16 protein-coding genes and 1 pseudogene are annotated in these 16,478 nt (G+C 73.0%); 6 read left to right on the top strand and 11 right to left on the bottom strand.

The window, feature by feature from the left end; genetic code table 11:
- Positions 1–359: 359 nt before the first annotated feature.
- Positions 360–1,079 carry a GntR family transcriptional regulator gene (locus AB852_RS37935; RefSeq protein ID WP_245876875.1) on the top strand — a complete coding sequence of 240 codons (720 nt, stop codon included), beginning with the start codon at positions 360–362 and terminating at the stop codon, positions 1,077–1,079.
- 121 nt (positions 1,080–1,200) lie between these two features.
- Here AB852_RS37935 and AB852_RS20770 read toward each other — a convergent pair whose 3' ends face one another.
- The 5 genes and pseudogenes from AB852_RS20770 to AB852_RS20750 all read right to left on the bottom strand — a co-directional run.
- On the bottom strand, positions 1,201–2,403 hold the full coding sequence (locus tag AB852_RS20770; RefSeq protein ID WP_073790766.1) for a TerD family protein: 1,203 nt from the start codon (positions 2,401–2,403) through the stop codon (positions 1,201–1,203).
- Between the two features lie 246 nt (positions 2,404–2,649).
- A complete protein-coding gene (locus AB852_RS20765; protein ID WP_073790764.1) occupies positions 2,650–3,531 on the bottom strand; it encodes an alpha/beta fold hydrolase in 882 nt (293 codons plus the stop codon).
- A 38-nt stretch (positions 3,532–3,569) separates the two neighbouring features.
- Positions 3,570–4,037, bottom strand: coding sequence for a hypothetical protein (locus tag AB852_RS39865; RefSeq protein ID WP_425444178.1), 468 nt, complete (start codon positions 4,035–4,037; stop codon positions 3,570–3,572).
- Between the two features lie 196 nt (positions 4,038–4,233).
- On the bottom strand, positions 4,234–4,812 hold the full coding sequence (locus AB852_RS20755; protein ID WP_073790762.1) for a TetR/AcrR family transcriptional regulator: 579 nt from the start codon (positions 4,810–4,812) through the stop codon (positions 4,234–4,236).
- A gap of 118 nt (positions 4,813–4,930) precedes the next feature.
- Positions 4,931–5,083, bottom strand: a pseudogene (locus tag AB852_RS20750) (Tn3 family transposase); the annotation flags it as partial.
- Positions 5,084–5,152: 69 nt separating this feature from the next.
- Between AB852_RS20750 and AB852_RS20745 the strand changes: the two are divergent.
- Positions 5,153–5,626 carry a hypothetical protein gene (locus AB852_RS20745; RefSeq protein WP_073791607.1) on the top strand — a complete coding sequence of 158 codons (474 nt, stop codon included), beginning with the start codon at positions 5,153–5,155 and terminating at the stop codon, positions 5,624–5,626.
- A gap of 14 nt (positions 5,627–5,640) precedes the next feature.
- Here AB852_RS20745 and AB852_RS20740 read toward each other — a convergent pair whose 3' ends face one another.
- Both AB852_RS20740 and AB852_RS20735 read right to left on the bottom strand, forming a co-directional pair.
- Positions 5,641–5,946 (bottom strand): hypothetical protein, encoded by a 306-nt coding sequence (locus AB852_RS20740; protein WP_073790758.1) that lies wholly within the window; start codon positions 5,944–5,946, stop codon positions 5,641–5,643.
- A 732-nt stretch (positions 5,947–6,678) separates the two neighbouring features.
- Entirely contained in the window at positions 6,679–7,884 is a 1,206-nt protein-coding gene (locus AB852_RS20735; RefSeq protein WP_073790756.1) for an MFS transporter, read from the bottom strand.
- Positions 7,885–8,130: 246 nt separating this feature from the next.
- On the opposite strand from AB852_RS20735, the gene AB852_RS20730 reads away from it, so the two are divergent.
- Together AB852_RS20730 and AB852_RS20725 are read left to right on the top strand one after the other, a co-directional pair.
- Positions 8,131–8,838, top strand: a complete 708-nt coding sequence (locus tag AB852_RS20730; protein WP_073790754.1) for a TIGR03086 family metal-binding protein — start codon at positions 8,131–8,133, stop codon at positions 8,836–8,838.
- Positions 8,839–8,972: 134 nt separating this feature from the next.
- Positions 8,973–9,509 carry a GNAT family N-acetyltransferase gene (locus tag AB852_RS20725; RefSeq protein WP_073790752.1) on the top strand — a complete coding sequence of 179 codons (537 nt, stop codon included), beginning with the start codon at positions 8,973–8,975 and terminating at the stop codon, positions 9,507–9,509.
- A gap of 62 nt (positions 9,510–9,571) precedes the next feature.
- Here AB852_RS20725 and AB852_RS20720 read toward each other — a convergent pair whose 3' ends face one another.
- From AB852_RS20720 to AB852_RS20705, 4 genes are all read right to left on the bottom strand, one after another.
- Entirely contained in the window at positions 9,572–11,026 is a 1,455-nt protein-coding gene (locus AB852_RS20720; RefSeq protein ID WP_073790750.1) for a penicillin-binding transpeptidase domain-containing protein, read from the bottom strand.
- An 86-nt stretch (positions 11,027–11,112) separates the two neighbouring features.
- A complete protein-coding gene (locus AB852_RS20715) occupies positions 11,113–11,802 on the bottom strand; it encodes a response regulator transcription factor (RefSeq protein WP_073790735.1) in 690 nt (229 codons plus the stop codon).
- 131 nt (positions 11,803–11,933) lie between these two features.
- Positions 11,934–13,247, bottom strand: coding sequence for a sensor histidine kinase (locus tag AB852_RS20710; RefSeq protein WP_073791604.1), 1,314 nt, complete (start codon positions 13,245–13,247; stop codon positions 11,934–11,936).
- Between the two features lie 80 nt (positions 13,248–13,327).
- Positions 13,328–14,620 (bottom strand): hypothetical protein, encoded by a 1,293-nt coding sequence (locus tag AB852_RS20705; protein ID WP_073790733.1) that lies wholly within the window; start codon positions 14,618–14,620, stop codon positions 13,328–13,330.
- 160 nt (positions 14,621–14,780) lie between these two features.
- On the opposite strand from AB852_RS20705, the gene AB852_RS20700 reads away from it, so the two are divergent.
- Positions 14,781–15,416: a DUF1349 domain-containing protein gene (locus AB852_RS20700; RefSeq protein WP_073791602.1), complete on the top strand. Its 636-nt coding sequence runs from the start codon at positions 14,781–14,783 to the stop codon at positions 15,414–15,416.
- Between the two features lie 145 nt (positions 15,417–15,561).
- Positions 15,562–16,314, top strand: a complete 753-nt coding sequence (locus tag AB852_RS20695) for a DsbA family oxidoreductase (RefSeq protein WP_073790731.1) — start codon at positions 15,562–15,564, stop codon at positions 16,312–16,314.
- The last annotated feature ends 164 nt before the right edge of the window (positions 16,315–16,478 follow it).

Genomic DNA, 16,478 nt, shown 5'->3' with positions numbered 1-16,478 from the left:
CCCCGGGACTTGTCCACGCAGGATCGAGATATCTAACATTTCACCGTATGGGCGGCGTACACGGTGCCGACGGAACGAGAGGCGTACGGATGCGGAACGCGAGCGGTTCCGGAGGGCCGGGCGGGCCGGGGCGTACCGGCACCGCCGGGGCACCTGGCCGGACGGCCCGCGTCGACGCGCCGAAGAGCCCGCCCGCTCCGACCCTCCAGCTTCTCCCGCTCGACCCGGCCGGTGCCGGGGACCGAGCGGTTCCGCTTGCATGGGGAACCGGCACCGGCACCGGCGACTTGCGACATTCGGGGACTTCGGGGACTTCGGGGACCGTCGGGGCGGCGGGTGACAGCGGGGCCTTCGCGGGGATCGGTGTCGGCGGGGTGCGCCGGGTCCGGCGGACCCTGCTCCGCGACCAGGCGTACGAGTCGATCCGGGACGCCATCGTGGGCGGGGACATCCCGCCCGGCTCGGTCGTCCGGGACACCGAGCTCGCCGAACTGCTCGGCCTCTCCCGCGCACCGGTGCGCGAGGCGTTCTCCCGGCTCACCGACGAGGGTCTGCTGGAGTCGAAACCGCAGAGCTACACACGGGTGACCGAACTCGTCGCCGCCGATGTCCGTGACGCGGCGGCCGTGGTCCGGGCCATGCACGAGGTGGCCGTCCGGGCAGCCGTACCGCGCCTCACGGACACCGACCTCCAGGCGATGCGCGAGGCGGACGCCCGCTTCCTGCGGTTCGTGTCGGAGGGGGACATCGATGCCGCGCTGCACGCCGACGACGAACTGCACCACACCCTCGTCCGGGTCGCGGACAACCGCGCGGCGGCGGCCACGATCCGCCGCTACACCCCGCTGATCCGCCGACTGGAACGCGACCGCTTCGGTGATCCGGTGACCTGCCGGTCCGCCGGACTGCACGACCGTCTGATCGCCGCGTGCGCGGCCCGTGACCTCACGGCCGCATGCACGGTGACCACCGAGATCTGGCGTGGCCTGGAGCAGTTGGCGGACGACTGCGACGCGGACGGGCCGGGCCCGGTGGACGCCCTGACCGGCCCGGGCTCCCCGCGTCGTACGGGACGATAGCCGCCTTCGCCCAGCCCCGCCGAAGGCCGGGCGCCTTTCCCGTTTCGAACCATGCTGCTCGTCGGCCGTACGGCCGACGGCGGGTGGGGCCCCGGATGCCGGGTACCCCACCCGAAGGGTGTTACAGCGCCTGCGCGCTCGGCTTCACCATGCCGCGCACCGTGCGGGACTTGACGAAGTCGCCCAGGGCCGTCATCTCCCACTCGCCGCTGAACTGCCGGATGAGCTTGCACATGATGACGCCCGTCTGCGCCTCGGCGTTCGTCAGGTCGAAGCGGACCAGCTCCTCGCCCGTCGCCCCGTCGAGCAGCCGGCAGTACGCCTTGGCGACATCGGTGAACTTCTGGCCCGAGAAGGAGTTCACCGTGAAGACCAGGCCCGTCGCCTCCTGGGGGAGCCGGCCGAGGTCGACCATGATGACCTCGTCGTCCCCCGCGCCCTCACCCGTGAGGTTGTCGCCGGAGTGCTTGATGGAGCCGTTCAGGATCGAGAGCTTGCCGAAGTAGCAGCTGTCGAGGTGGTTGCGCTTCGGGCCGTACGCGATCACCGAGGCGTCGAGGTCGATGTCCGCGCCGCGGTACGCGGGCTCCCAGCCGAGGCCCATCCGCACCTGGGACAGCATCGGACGGCCGCCCTTGACCAGCGACACCGTCTGGTTCTTCTGAAGGCTGACGCGGCCCTTGTCGAGGTTGATCTTGCCCGCGCCGAGCGGCGGCGCCGCGGGCGGGGCGGCCGGGGCCGCGGCGGGCGGCGGGGCCTGCTGCTGGGCGGCCGGGGCCGGGGGCGGCGGCGCCGCGGCGACCGGGGCGGCGGCCGGGGCGGCCGGAGCCGGTTCCTCCACGCTCACGCCGAAGTCCGTCGCGATGCCCGCGAGGCCGTTCGTGTAGCCCTGGCCCACCGCGCGGGCCTTCCACACGCCGTTGCGCAGATAGACCTCGACGATCACCAGCGCGGTCTCCCCGCTGAGCTGCGGCGGGGTGAAGGTGGCCAGGACGGAGCCGTCGTCGGCGTTGCGGATCGTGGCCGTGGGCTCGATGCCCTGGAAGGTCTGCCCCGCCGCGTCCGGGCTGGCCGTCACGACGATCTTCTCGATGCCCGCGGGGACGGCCGAGGTGTCCACCGTGATCGCGTCGGGCGCCGTGCCGTTGCCCGAGCGGTAGGCCACACCCGGGCCCGCGGGCTGGTTGTAGAAGATGAAGTCGTCGTCGGAGCGCACCTTGCCGTCGGCGGTGAGCAGCAGGCCCGAAACGTCGAGCCGCACCGGAGCGGCGACGTCGACCGCCACTCGCGCGGCGGTGAGAGGGATGTTCGAGCCGGGGGTCATAGCTGTCATGCCGGGGTAACGAACGACCCCGCACCGCCGTTCCCTCACCCGCACGACAAGTCGCGAATCCGCTCAAATGGACCCCCAGGTCGCCTTCGCTCGCGCTTCCGAGGTCCCCCGGCTGGACGTACTTGTCCCCGCACAGGCCGTCCGTGGGTGCGCAGTTCCCCGCAGGCCGCCTTCGCTCGGGCTCCGGGGCTTCCTGCCGGGCCGCTTCGGATCGCCGACCTCGGCGGCCGGGTGCGGTTACTGGTGCGTGGCCAGGAACGGCAGGAGGACGTCGGCCATCTCGTCGGGTACCTCCTCCGCGAGGTCGTGGCCGGCGTCGAAGGTGTGTCCGGTGACGTCGTGGGCCATGAGCCGCATCTGGGACTCGTTGCGGTCACCGATGAACGCGGATCCGCCGAGGGCCAGCACCGGGATGTCCAGTTTCTTCTGTGCGGTCCGCCGGTTCTGTTCGGCGTCGACGAGCATGGCCCGGTAGATGGAGAGCATCGCGCGGATCCCGCCAGGCATGGAGTAGCAGCGCACGTATTCGTCGACCGCGTCGGGGGTGGCGCTGTCCGGCCGGCTGCGCTCGTACTTGATCATGTAGGTGATCAGCTCGCGCTCGTGTCCGGCGATCAGCATCTCGGGTATGTCCGGCTGGAAGTAGAAGCCCAGGTGCCACAGGTGCATGCCGCTGGAGATGTTCTCGGGGGTGAGGGCTGTGTGGTCCTCGAAGCCGAATCCGGGGAACAGGGCCTCGGCGAACACGAGAGCGGTGACGTGGTCGCGGTGGCGGGCGGCGAGTTGGTAGCCGATCACCGCTCCCCAGTCCTCGCCCGCGACGGCGTATGTCCCGTGTCCGAGGTGGTTCATCAGCTCTGCGATGTCGTCGCTCATCGTCGCGGAGTCGTAGCCGTCCGACGGGCGGGCGGAGTCGCCGAGACCGCGAAGGTCCGGGACGACGACGGTGCAGTGGGGCGTCAGCTTCGGGACGAGGTGGCGCCAGTGGTAGCCGGTCTTGGGCACGCCGTGCAGGAGCACCACCGCGGGGCCGGACCCGGCTGTGCGGTAGTGCAGACTCGTTCCGTTCACGGCGGCTCGGCCCGTGCGGACAGGCGTTCCGTCATGGTCGAACATCATGTTTTTCCACCTTCTCGGTGTACGTCGCGATGCGGGTGTCAGTGGACTTGCGCGGGGTCGACGAGGGTCACCAGGCGGCTCGGTCCGGTGCCGTCCGCGGTTGTCCGGGCAGCGGAACGGCCGGCGGGGCGCAGGGCGACGTTCTCCGGGTAGAGCCGGCCGAGCAGGGCCAGTACGACGAGGTCGTCCTGACCGGTGGCGTCCAGGGTGACGTCGCCGCTCCGCGTACACACCAGTCCCGGCGCGCGCAGCGCGGACCAGGCGTCGGCGGTGCCGGACGCATCACCTGCGGCGGGGTCCTCACGCTGGGCGAAGCGGTGGCCGCGCAGGGCTTGGCCGAGGTCGACGTGGGCGGTGGTGCCGTCGTGGGTGACCTCGATGCGGGCGGTGCGGGTCCCGTCGGCGACCGGCGCGGTGACGGTACGGGCGGAGAACGGGCCGGATGTGGTGGTGGCGGGCGGCAGGTCCTCGACGAGGGTGCGGGGTGCGGCGTAGTAGTCCCGCACCGCGGGGACATACGTGGCGGCTTCACCGACGGCCGGGTCGGGTTCCGCCGAGAGCGGGCGTACTCGGGACGGGTGCGGGGGGCATGGGTCCTCCGAAGTCTTCGACCGAAGCGGGGCGAGGTCGCCTGATCCCGTGTCCGGGCGGGCACCGGCCACTTTTCTGGATCGTGCGATACAGATTCCGGGCATGAAAAACTCAGTCGAGGGCGGCCAGCGCGACCTCCATAAGGGGTTCGAGGGCGCGGACGTCCGGCGTGATCTTCGCGGAGACCAGCAGTCCGTTGAGGAAGGTGACGAGGAAAGCGGCGAGGCTGTACGGGTCGTGCCGCTTCGCGATCTCACCCCGCTCCGCCGCGACCCGCAGCACTTCGGCGAGCGCGTCCCGGCCGGCGTCCTGCGTGTCGCGCACGGTGCGCCGGGTCGCCGCGTCCTCCGGCAGGCGCTCGCAGGCGGCATTGACCACCAGGCAGCCCCGGCCGTCGTCCTCCACGGCGATCCGGACCCGCTCGACCAGCATCGTGCGGATCGCCGACCGGGCGTCCGCCCCCTCCTCCAGGCTGCGCAGGGCGTCCGCCGCGAGGGTGGTGCGGTAGTGCTCCAGCGCCGCCCGGTACAGGCCGGCCTTGTCGCCGAACGCGGCATACAAGGACCCCTGCCCGATCCCCAGGTGTCCGGTCAGGTCGCGCACCGAGGTGGCCTCGTAGCCGCGCGTCCAGAACAGCTCCATCGCACGGCTCACCGCCGCCTCCGTGTCGAACTCCCGGGTCCTTGCCATGACCTCACCGTAACCTATCTGGATCGTGCGCTCAAGAAAAGAGTCCCTGGCCGCCCGGCCATTCGCTGACCCGCAGGCCGCCTCACGGCTGCTCGTCGTCAGCGTCCTCGGCGGTGTCCGGGTCGCGCGGCGGGCGCAGGTGCATGGCCTCGTCGATCCGCCCGTACTCGGCGAACGCGGCGCCGAGCGGGGTCGGGTGGCCTTCGCGGCCGAACATCCGCAGCAGGTCGTAGGTCCGGACCTGGTTGGTGAGGAGCGACAAGTTGATCTTCCTTTGGGGTGTTGTCAGGCCGTGCGGACATAGGCTGAGGCTCTCGACGAGGTGACGGGGGGAAGCGTTGTGGAGGTCACCGTTCAATGGATACGGACGTCCTGGACGAAGCGGTCCCGTGGAGGTGAGGCCGCGGCTCGCAGGAACGCCGTCCCGGTCGGCTTTCGCGTCCCGCCTGCGTCGCCCGCGGTAGCGCATGTGGTCCGCATGGATGAGAGCGACGGCTTCGACCCCTTCGACGGCCAGGAAGACCTGCGGAAGGTCGACGTCCGGCTCCGGGAGGACGAGGGCCGCTTGCGAGTCCTTCCCCGGGTCCAGCCCCTCTTTGCCCTACCTCCTCGGCCACGGCGGCCCCCGGCCGTACGGCTCGTTCCCGGACAGTGGGTCCGCTGGCAGCTCAACTACCGTTTCAGCAGTGCGGCGGGGGTGCGGGGCTGGTCGTACTGGCTCGACACCTTCAACATCGCTTACGGCCCGGTGGAAGCCGACGTGTTCTTGTCTCCGCCCACGGTGCTCGTCGATGAGCGAGGACCGGTCCGGTAGCCCCCGGGTAGCGGTCACGGACTGATGCTTTCGGGTTTCCCTTCGGGACAGGCGGGTTGCCCGAGCTCCGCGAGAAGCTTGTCGATGCGGTCGCTGGTGCAGCGATGCCGTTCGACTTCGCGGCCCCAGCCGCGTTGGAACGGGCAGGCGATCGCGTTGACGGCCGGCATCAACTGGTCGAGTTCGTCGTCGGAGATGAAGCGGGGCACTTTCAGCGGGAACTTGAGTGCGTCACCGGCGCCGATGGGAGTGTGGCCGGGCACGTCGGCGTACTGCCAGGGCACGGTGTCCCGGAAGAACTGCGACAGCCCCGGCTTCACCCCAGGGGTGCTAGCCGACCATGATCGATCTCAGCGGCACTTTCTGTACCGCAACTCCTCACACCCGGGTTCCACACCTGGGCGTACTTGTTCCTGTGCGGGTCGTTCGTGATGCGCAGTTCCCCGCGCCCCTTAGGGTTCCTGTTCGGCTGCGGATGGCTCTCGGCTGCTCGCGCAGTTCCCCGTGCCCCTGGGGTTCCCCACCTGGACGTACCTGTTCCTGTGCGGGTACTCCGGGGGTGCGCAGTTCCCCGCGCCCCTGGATGCTGCCCCATTACGGTCGCTCTTCGGGTGCGGGCCGGTCCTCGTTTTTGCGCAGTTCCCCGCGCCCCTGAAGGGGCGCCCACCTGGGGCTGCCGTCCGTCTGCGGGCTGTCAGCAACCGGGGCCGGGGTTCATACCCCCCTCCTCGCGCAGTCGCAGGACTCACCGAAGGGGGTGGGCGGGAATCTCTGCCCGCAGACTCCGATGCTCTTCAGTAGGACCACAGGTACGTCGTACCGAGCGTGTCGGATCGAGGACGGAGAATCCCGACCGGCACCGACCCGAAGAACCGACCGGACGCGCCCCAAAGGGGCGCGGGGAACTGCGCACAACCACCGACCGACGGCACAGCAACGAAGTACGCCCAGCCGGACAGACCTAGGAAGCGCAAGCGAAGTCGACCCGAGGGGAACTGCGCGAAACCACCGAACGACGGCACAGCAACGAAGCGCGCCCCGCCGGACGGACCTCAGAGGCGCAAGCGAAGGCGACCCGCCACGACCAGTCCGGCCGAGCCCAGCGCGAGCAGCAGCACCCGGTGGTCCACCCCCGCGACCAGCCCCGCGCCCACACCCAGCGCGACCGCGTTCGGCGCGAGCAGCAGCGTGTTCGCGGTGGCCACCGCACGCCCCAGGAACGCCTCGGGCACCGCCCGCTGCACAGCGGTCAGCGCCGCGATCAGCACACACGGCAGCCCCGCCCCGACGGCCGCCGACGCCACCAGCGCCACCGACACGTCCGGCACCGCCCGCGCCGCGACCGCCACCGCGAACAGACCCGCCCCGTACGCCGCGAACCGCCGCTCGCCCAGTCGCCGCAGCAGTCGTCCGGCGACCGCTCCCACCGCGACCGACCCCACGCCCTGTGCCGTGTACAGCGCACCCACCCAGCCCGGTGGCCGTCCGAGCCCCTCGTCCACCACGGCGAAGACGACCGCGCCGTTGACCCCGGCGAGCAGCATCACCGCCCCGCAGCCGACCAGCAGGGGCCGTAGCGCGAGACAGCCCCACAGCTCCCGGACCCCCTCGGCCACCGCGCCGAACCCCCGCGCCGTGCCCGGCTCCGGACGGGGTTCGTCCACCCGTACCCGCGCGTAGAGACCGGCCGCGAGGGCGAACAGCACCGCGGCGAGGACGGCCACCGCCGGGCCGCCGTACGCGGTGAACAGGCCCGCGCCGGCGAGCGGGGCGATCAGTTTCACCCCCTCGTTGGCGGTCGTCCGCAGCCCGTTGAAGTCGCCCAGCAGATCCCGGTCCACGATCCGCGTGACCAGCGCGCCCTCCGCCGCGTCCTGGACGACACCGGTCGCGCCGTACAGCACCAGGACCGTGAACAGCAGCCACAGCCGGTCCGCCGAGTCCACCGCGCACAGGGTCAGGAGGAGCAGGGCGAGCGCCAGGTTCGAGCGCACCAGCAGGGGGTGGCGCCGGGTGCGGTCGGCCAGCGTGCCGAGCAGCGGGCCGAGCAGCACGGGCGCCCAGAGTGCGAAGGCGCACAGCGCCGCGAGGGCGTTCGACCCCGTGAGGTCCTTCACCCAGATCCCGGCGGTCAGCCACAGCAGCGACGCCCCGCATCCGGCGCCGACCACCCCGCCCAGATACAGCGCCGCGTCGCGGTCGCGCAGCACCCTGCCCGTCGCTCCGGTCCCGCCGGTCCCGTACTTCTCGCCTGTCATGAGAGGCGAGCGTGCGGCTAAGACCCCCCGGCCGGGATCAGGCGGTTGCCTCAGATCCGGCCGGGTCCGAGGGGCGGACCGTATCCGCGGGTACCGATGAGTTCCGAGGCACCCGGGAGTCACCCCTCACACAGGACCTCACAGGACCGCATCACCGCCGCCCGCCCGCCGACCCGCCGCCCGACCGCTGACCCGCCGGCCACCACCGCCCGACGCACCGCCGGCCCTCCCCGTGAAGGAGCCACCATGTCCACCCCGCCCAGCCCGCCCGCGCCGTTCGTCGACCTCACCTCCCAGGCCCGGTCGGTCGCCCGGCTCGCCGAGGGGGTCCGTGAGGACCAGCTCGACGCGCCCACCCCGTGCCCCGACTACGCGGTACGGCACCTCCTGGGCCATCTCGTCTCGCTGTCCGTCGCGTTCCGCGACGCGGCCCGGCGGGAGCTGGGGCCGACCACCGACACGTCCCCCGGTTCGTCCCTGCCCGAACTCCCCGCCGACTGGCGCGTGGCGCTGCCCGGGGCACTGGCCGAGATGGCCGAGGCGTGGCGCGACCCCGCCGCCTGGGAGGGGGAGACCCGCGCGGGCGGGGTGCCGCTGCCCGGTGCCGTCGCGGGGCTCGTCGCCGTGGACGAACTCGTCGTGCACGGCTGGGACCTGGCGCGGGCCACCGGCCAGGAGTACGCGCCCGACGAGGCGGCCCTGCGGGCGAGCGAGGCACTTCTGACCCCCGTCGAGGACCCGGCGGCCGACCCCACCGACGACTCGGCCACCGAGCCCCCCGCCGCCGAGGACCCCGCCGCCAAGGACTCGTCCGAGGACTCCGCAGGCGACCCCGCCGGTGACGCGTCCAGCGGTGCGGGGCTCTTCGGCCCGCCCGTGCCCGTCCCGGACGGCGCGCCCCTCCTGGACCGGGTCATCGGTCTCAGCGGGCGCGACCCCGGATGGCGCGCCTGATCCCACGGCCCGCCCGCCGGGACCCCGGGGCCGGACGCCCGCACGGACGGTGGCGGAGCGTCACCGTACGCACCGTTGTCACCGTTCGGGCCACTCGCCCGGCATGGGCGCGGTGTTTTTGGGAGACTGGCCGGATGATCGATATGCGTGTGGCGAATTCCGCCGACTACGACCGGATCGACGCCCTCGACGATTCCTTCACCACGGACCGGATCATGCATGTGACCTCCGGGGAGGCGGGCTTCGAGATCCGGAGCGTGGCCGTGCAGCCGCCACTGCGCAAGGAGTACCCGCCCACCGGCGAGGAGGGCGGCGGCAGCGGGGACCCGGACGCCCCGCACATCGTCGTCGCCGTCACGGACGGCGAGATCATCGGATTCGTCGCCGTCCGCTACGCCGCGTGGAACCGGCGGGCGCATGTCGAGCAGATCACCGTCGCCCCCGGGCACCGCGGCAAGGGCCTCGGCAGCGCGCTGATGGCCCAGGCCGAGGCGTACGGGCGCAAGTGCGACGCGCGGACGCTGTGGCTGGAGGTCACCAACGTCAACGCGCCCGCCGTACGGGCCTACCGGCGGATGGGCTTCGAGGTCTGCGGGCTCGACACCAGTCTGTACGTGGGCACGCCGTCCGAGGGCGAGATCGCGCTGTACATGGGCAAGTCGCTGATGTGACGGGCCCGGTACGGCCCCGGCGGGGGCCGTACCGCCGCCGCGAACGGCGTGCCGTCACGTCCCTACTTCAGGGCGGCGGCCATCATGGCCTTCGCGATCGGCGCCGCGAGGCCGTTGCCGCTGACCTCGGAACGGGCCGCGTCCGACTGCTCGATGAGGACGGCCACGGCGACCTGCTGCCCGCTGTCCGGGTCCTGGCCGTACGAGGTGAACCACGCGTACGGCTTCTCGCTGTTGTTCACACCGCGCTGGGCCGTGCCCGTCTTGCCGCCCACGGTGGCCCCGGGGATACGGGCGTTGCTGCCGGTGCCCTCCTCGACGACCGTCTCCATCGCGGAACGCAGGCCCCGCGCCGTGGACTCGCTGAGGACCCGCTCGGTGGCCGGGTCCGTGAAGTCCTCCAGGGTGTTCCCGTCGGCGTCGGTGACCTGGGAGACCATATGCGGCTCGACCAGCTCGCCGTCGTTCTCGATGACCGCCGACACCATCGCGATCTGGAGCGGTGTCGCCGTCACCTCGAACTGCCCGATACCCGTGAGCGCCGTGGACGGACGGTCCATGCCCTTCGGGTAGACGCTCTCGTACGCGCGGACGGGGATGTCCTGCTCGGCGTCGTTGAAGCCGAACTTCTCCGACATGGCCCGGACCTTGTCCTCCCCGAGGTCCACGGCGGCCTTGGCGAAGACGTTGTTGCACGAGTAGCGCAGGGCCGTGCGCAGCGAGGCGTTCTCACAGGGGGCCGTGGCGATCGCGTTCTCCAGGACCCGGGTGGTGTCGGGGAGCTTGTACGGGCTGGGGCTCTTGGTGGCCTCGTCCACCGAGGAGTACAGGCCCTCCTCCAGCGCCGCCGCCGCGACGACCAGCTTGAACGTCGAACCGGGCGCGAGCGGGTTGCGTATCGCGCGGTTCACCAGCGGCTTGTCGGGGTCCTCACCCAGCTCGCTCCACCGCGCGACGTCCTGCTGGCCGGAGCCGGAGAACACCGACGGGTCGTACGACGGGGTCGACACCATCCCGAGGACCCGGCCCGTGGCCGGGTCGAGGGCGACCGCCGCGCCCTTGGTGTCCCCGAGCGCCTCGAACGCGGCCCGCTGCACCTCCGGATCGATGGTCGTGACGACACCGCCCGGGTCGGCGCGCTTGCCCGTCAGCACGTCCATCGGGCCGCCCAGCTCCAGGGAGGTGCCGTCGAGCACGTCCTGGTAGACGCCCTCCAGGAGGTTCGCCCCGTACACCTGCGAGCTGTAGCCGGTGACCGGCGCGTACAACTCGCCCTCCTTGTACGTGCGCTTGTACGCGAGGTCGCTGCCCGTGGTGCGCTTCGAGCCGGTGACCGCTTCCCCGGCCACGATGATGTCACCGAGCGGATAGGCGTACTGCTCGATCGCCTTGCGCCGGTTCTCCTTGTTGTCCGCGAGGGCCTGGCCTTCGTAGAACTGCACCCAGGTGACCCGCCCGAGCAGGGCGAGGACGAGGAGCAGCGAGAAGACCGAGGCACGTCTGATCATCTTGTTCATCCTGTCCGGTAGGACGAACGGCGCAGTTCAGGGGTTCCCCGCCGGCCCGCGCGCGGCGGCGCGGCGGTCCGATTCTCATGGAGTGTTCAGGAACTCCGGACGAACCCGGCCTCGTAGGCGGCGATCACCGCCTGGGTCCGGTCCCGCGCCCCGGTCTTCGCCAGGACCCCCGCCACATGGGTCTTCACCGTCGCCGCGCCGACCTCCATCCGGGCGGCGATCTCCGCGTTGGTCAGCCCCCGGGCCATCAGCCGCAGTACGTCGCCCTCCCGGCCGGTCAGCCGCGCCACCCACGGCGGGGCGGGCGCGGCCCGTCCGTGCGCCCCGGCGAGCGCCCGGACGGCCGCCGGGAACAGCAGGGTGTCGCCGCGCGCGACCAGCCGCACCGCCTGTACCAGGGTGTCCGCGTCGGTCCGCTTCAACAGGAACCCGGAGGCGCCCGCGCGCAGCGCCTCGTACACGAAGGCGTCGTTCTCGAAGGTCGTCACCACCAGCACCCGGGGCGGGGTGCCGACGGGGGCGCCCACGATGCGTTCGGTCGCGCGGATGCCGTCGATGCCCGGCATCCGGACGTCCATGAGCACCACATCGGGCTGAAGCTCCCGCACCACGGTGACCGCCTCGGCCCCGTCCGCCGCCTCCCCGACGACGGTCAGATCCGGCTCGGCCTCCAGGATCACCCGCAGCGCGGTGCGCACCATGCGCTCGTCGTCGGCGAGCACCATGCGCAGGGAGCGCGGCGCGGCGGAGGATCCGGTGGGTGACGGGGTCGTCATGGGTCCCTTTCCTTAAGACAGCGGGCAGCGGGCAGCGGGCAGCGGATACGTGTGCCCATACATGCACGTACGGGTCGACGCGTACGGGGTGCGGGGCGGGTGCGGTCCGGCCCGGGGTGCGAACGGCGGGGTCACCGTGGGGCGCGCAGGGGCAGCCGTACCCGCAGCAGCCAGCGGTCCTCCCGGGCGCCCGACTCGGTGCGGCCGCCCAGCAGCCGTGCGCGGTCCGCGATGCCGCGCAGCCCATGGCCGCCTCCCGGACGCGACGCGGTGTCCGCCGATCGGGGCAGCGGGTTGTGCGCCGTGATGTCCAGGTTCCCGTCCGCGACGGTGACCGTCAGATCCACCCTGACCCCCGCGCCCGCGTGCCGCAGCGCGTTGCTCAGCGCCTCCTGCACGATCCGGTACGCCTCCCGGGACACCTGCGGCGGCAGCGCGCCGAAGCCGTGCGGGCCCGGGTCCAGGGTGGTGTCCAGCAGCGCGCCACCGGCGCGGGTGCGCCGCAGCAGCCCGTCCAGGTCGGTCTCCAGGGTCGGCGCGGGCGCGGTCGTGCCCCGCTCACCGGTGTCGCGAAGCACCCCGAGGACGGCGTCGAGTTCCCCGACCGTGCGCCGGGTGGTCTCCTCGATCGCGGCGAGGGCCTCCCGGACGAACCCGGGATCGGTGTCGAGGACCTTGCGGGCGGCGACCGCCTGGAGGGTGACCGCGCTGAGCGCGTGCCCCACCGAGTCGTGGAGCTCGCGGGCGAGCCGCCCCCGTACCGCGAGATCGGCGGCGCGCCGCTCCGCCTCCGCGAGCCGGTCGGCGGGCGCCGGGCCGAGCAGCGCGGGCGCCGCCCGGGCCAGCAGCGCCCCGGCGAGCGCGACGCACCCGGCGAGCAGCAGCAGCATCGCGGCGCCCGCGAGCGGTGACAGGACGAGCGCCCACACGCCCCCGTCGCGGTAGAGCTCCCCGAGGGGCCCCGTCCGCAGCCCGGGGACCAGCGGCAGCAGGAGCACCACCGAGGCGAACGGGACGACCGCGAGGGTCATCCCGCTGGTCACCGCGCCGACCCCCAGATGCAGGGTGAACCACACGGCCGTGCGCCCCCGGGCCGCTCCGCTGCGGGCGGGCCCGTCCGCCAGCTCGGTGCCGTCGCCGTCGCCGATGCCGCAGAGCGCGCGGACGGCGGTCACCGACAGCGGGCGGGTCGGCGGGAACAGCGCGGTGACGGCGGCCAGCGGCAGTCCGGCCAAGAGCGCCAGCACATGCGGGGGTCCCAGGAAGGCGGGACCGCCGATCTCCGTGCCCAGGCTGACGAGCACGATCGAGCCGACCAGGTAGTACGGCATCGAGAGCGCGCCGCCGAGGACCAGATGGGTCCAGCGGCGCAGGGCCCGGCGCCCGTACAGGGCCGACAGCCCCCGGGCCGGGGTGGACAGCGCCCGTGTGACGATCCGGGTCATGGCCCCGGTCGAGTTCTCGGTCATGCTCCCGGCGTTGCTCCCAGCCTTGCTTCCGGCCATTCTTCCGGCCTTGCTTCCGGTCATGGGGACACCCGCCCGTCCGGTGCGTCTCCCGCGTCCGGCCCGTCCGGCGTCCAGGGCCGGGGAACCGGAGCGGGGGCCGACGCGGGGCCCGGCGTGGAGGCGGCAGCGGAGGCCGGGGCATCCGTCGGGCGGACGGGCGCCGGGGTGGCGCCCGCGTGCGCTCGGGCGCGCCCCGCGAGGAACCGCGCGCCGACGGCGGCGACGAGTGCTCCGGCGATCATCTGGCAAGCGTAGGCGAGGTACATGGGGCCGCTGGTCCCCGAGGCGATGCCTCCGCCGCCGAGCGAGGCGAGGCTGATCCAGCCGCCCCAGGTGGCCGTGGCACCCGAGCCGAGCCAGGCCGCCGCGAGCGCCACCCACACCGGCACCCGTACCCGTACCCGCACTCGCACCGGTACCCGTACCCGTACCCGCACTCGCACCGGTACCCGTACCCGTACCCGCACCCGCACCGGTGCCCGCGCCCGCGCCCGCACCCCCACCCACCGCGCGCCGTCCCGCCCGAGGGCCAGCAGCCCCGCACCGGCCACCGCCACCAGCGGGAACACCGCGCAGGTGGCCTCCATCACGGCCAGCTCCCCGGTGCTCCGTCCGGCGAGCCTGGTGCCGTCGGCGCCCATGGCGAACCCGGACGCCCACAGCGTGTGCAGGGTCGCGGGGACCAGGGCGACCAGTGCGGCGGCGCCCGTGACGGCCCGGGGGGCGGCCCCGGCGGTCGGCAGGTCCCGTACCCGGTCCCGCCACAGATGCCCCCAGCGGTCGCGGGCGTACAGCGCGAACAGGGCGCCCAGCGACAGACCTTGCACGATGAAGCCGCCGTAGACCATCCCGAAGACCCACTCGTGCAGGAAGGGCTCGGCTCCCTCCCCACCTCCTCCGCCATCCCCGGCGGACACGCCCGGTCCGCCCCCGCCGAGCGCGCGGACCAGCAGCTGGAGCGGGTACGCGGTCATGATCGGGGCCAGCAGCCCGGTGGCGGTCCACATCGGCACCACCAGCAGCCAGGCCGGGACGCGCCGCCCCCACGGCCGGGTGAGCAGCAGCGCGAGCACGATCACGCAGGCGTCGAGGGCGAGGGTGACCAGGTTCGCGACGGCGGTGACGGCCGGGTCGTCGAGCAGCAGACTGTCCTCGGGCATCCCGATACGACTGCCGCCGAGCCAGGCGGTCTTGAGGGCGAGGTACGGGACGCACGCGGTGATCGCCACGGCGCGCAGCACCCGGCGGACGCGGTCGGGCGGCGCGGTCGCGGTGCGGGGCCCGCCGGTGGGCTCCGGGGTCGGTGTCATGGCTCCAACCTCCCGCGCCGGGGCCCTCGTCCACCTCCTGCCGGACGACGATCCGCCTCCGCCGCTCGGGGGAGGCCGGGCCGTCCCGGTCCCGGTCCGGGGCAGCCGAACGGACGGCCGCCGATGGATGCCCCCGCCCCGGAATGCCACACTGACCGTCATGGACCGAACCCCACCCACCTCCGCAGCCCCGCAGATACCCGAACTGCCCTTCGTGGTGCGCTCCTACGGACCCGAAGGCCACTGGACGTACGCCGACGGCGTTCTCGGCGCGCGGGCCGGTGCCCGGCAGGACCGGTTCGTGCCGCCGGGGGGCCACGCGCTCGCCCCCTCCTCGGACGCGCCCCGGCTGCTCGGCACGGCCCCGGAGGGCGACTTCCAGCTGAGCGCGCGGGTCACCGTCGGCTTCGCGGGGGACTTCGACGCGGGCGTCCTGTACGTCCACGTCGGTGAACGGGAGTGGGCCAAGCTCTGCTTCGAGCGCTCACCCGGTGTCCCCACCATCTGCTCGGTGGTCACCCGGGGCCATTCCGACGACGCCAACTCCTTCACGGTCGACGGTGACAGCGTCTGGCTGCGTGTGAGCCGTACCGGCGACGCCTTCGCGTACCACGCCTCCACCGACGGCGAGCGCTGGACCTTCGTCCGTACGTTCGCCCTCGGCAGCCCCGGGGACACGGCCCGCGCCCTGGTCGGCTTCATGGTCCAGTCCCCGGTCGGTGACGGCTGCCCGGCCGAGTTCCGGGACCTCGCCTTCCACCGCCACGCCCCCGCGGACCTCCGCGACGGCAGCTGACCGGGACCGGGACCGGGACCGGAACCGGCTCGGCGACCCGGCTCAGCGACCGGGCCCCGGGGGTGCGCGAGGGGGGAATGTACCGATCCGCCACGGTGTTGCCCCGGGGAAAAGTGGTCCCGGAGAGAAGTGGGAGCGGTCTGTCATGCGCGTCGAGATCTGGAGTGACATCGCCTGCCCCTGGTGCTATGTCGGAAAGGCCCGCTTCGAGAAGGCGCTGGCCGGGTTCCCGCACCGTGAGCAGGTAGAGGTGGTCCACCGCTCCTTCGAGCTGGACCCGGGACGGTCCAAGGACGAGGTGTCGCTGGTCCTGCCGATGCTCAGCAAGAAGTACGGCATGACCGAGGAGCAGGCGCGGGCGGCCGAACTCGACCTCGGGCGGAACGCGGCGGCCGAGGGACTGGCGTACCGCACCGAGGGACGTGACCACGGCAACACCTTCGACATGCACCGGCTGCTGCACTTCGCCAAGGAGCACGGCAGGCAGGACACGCTGATCGGTCTGTTCTACCGGGCGAACTTCGCCGAGGAGGAGTCCGTCTACGGCGCCGCCGAGGACCGGCTGGTGGCCCTCGCCGCCGAGGCGGGCCTGGACGCGGACGCCGCCCGCGCGGTCCTCGCGGACCCGGAGCGCTACGCCGACGCGGTCCGCGCCGACGAACGCGAGGCCGCCGAGCTGGGCGCGAACGGCGTCCCCTTCTTCGTCCTCGACCGCCGGTTCGGTGTGTCCGGGGCCCAGCCCGCCGAGGTCTTCGCCCAGGCCCTCGACCAGGCGTGGGGCGCCCGCTCCCCGCTCACCCCGATCGTCCCGGCCGGCGCGGACACCGACGCCGAGGCGTGCGGGCCCGACGGCTGCGAGATACCGCAGGACGCGAACCAGGCCGCCGAGCGGGCCTGAGCTGCCACGGGCGCCTGAGCTTCCACGGGCCTGGGCTCTATCGGGCCTGAGGTTCCACGGGCGTGAACCCGGCCACCAGCCGCGCCTGAGCTTGCGCAGGCGCGAACCCGCCACCGGTCACGCCCGCGTTTCCGCAGTTCAAAGGCGGGCGCGGGGGCGTCCCC

This window comes from Streptomyces uncialis, assembly GCF_001905345.1.
GTDB lineage: Bacteria > Actinomycetota > Actinomycetes > Streptomycetales > Streptomycetaceae > Streptomyces > Streptomyces uncialis.
The sequence above is the reverse complement of the archived record's forward strand: the minus strand, read 5'-3'. Positions and strand labels throughout refer to the sequence as shown.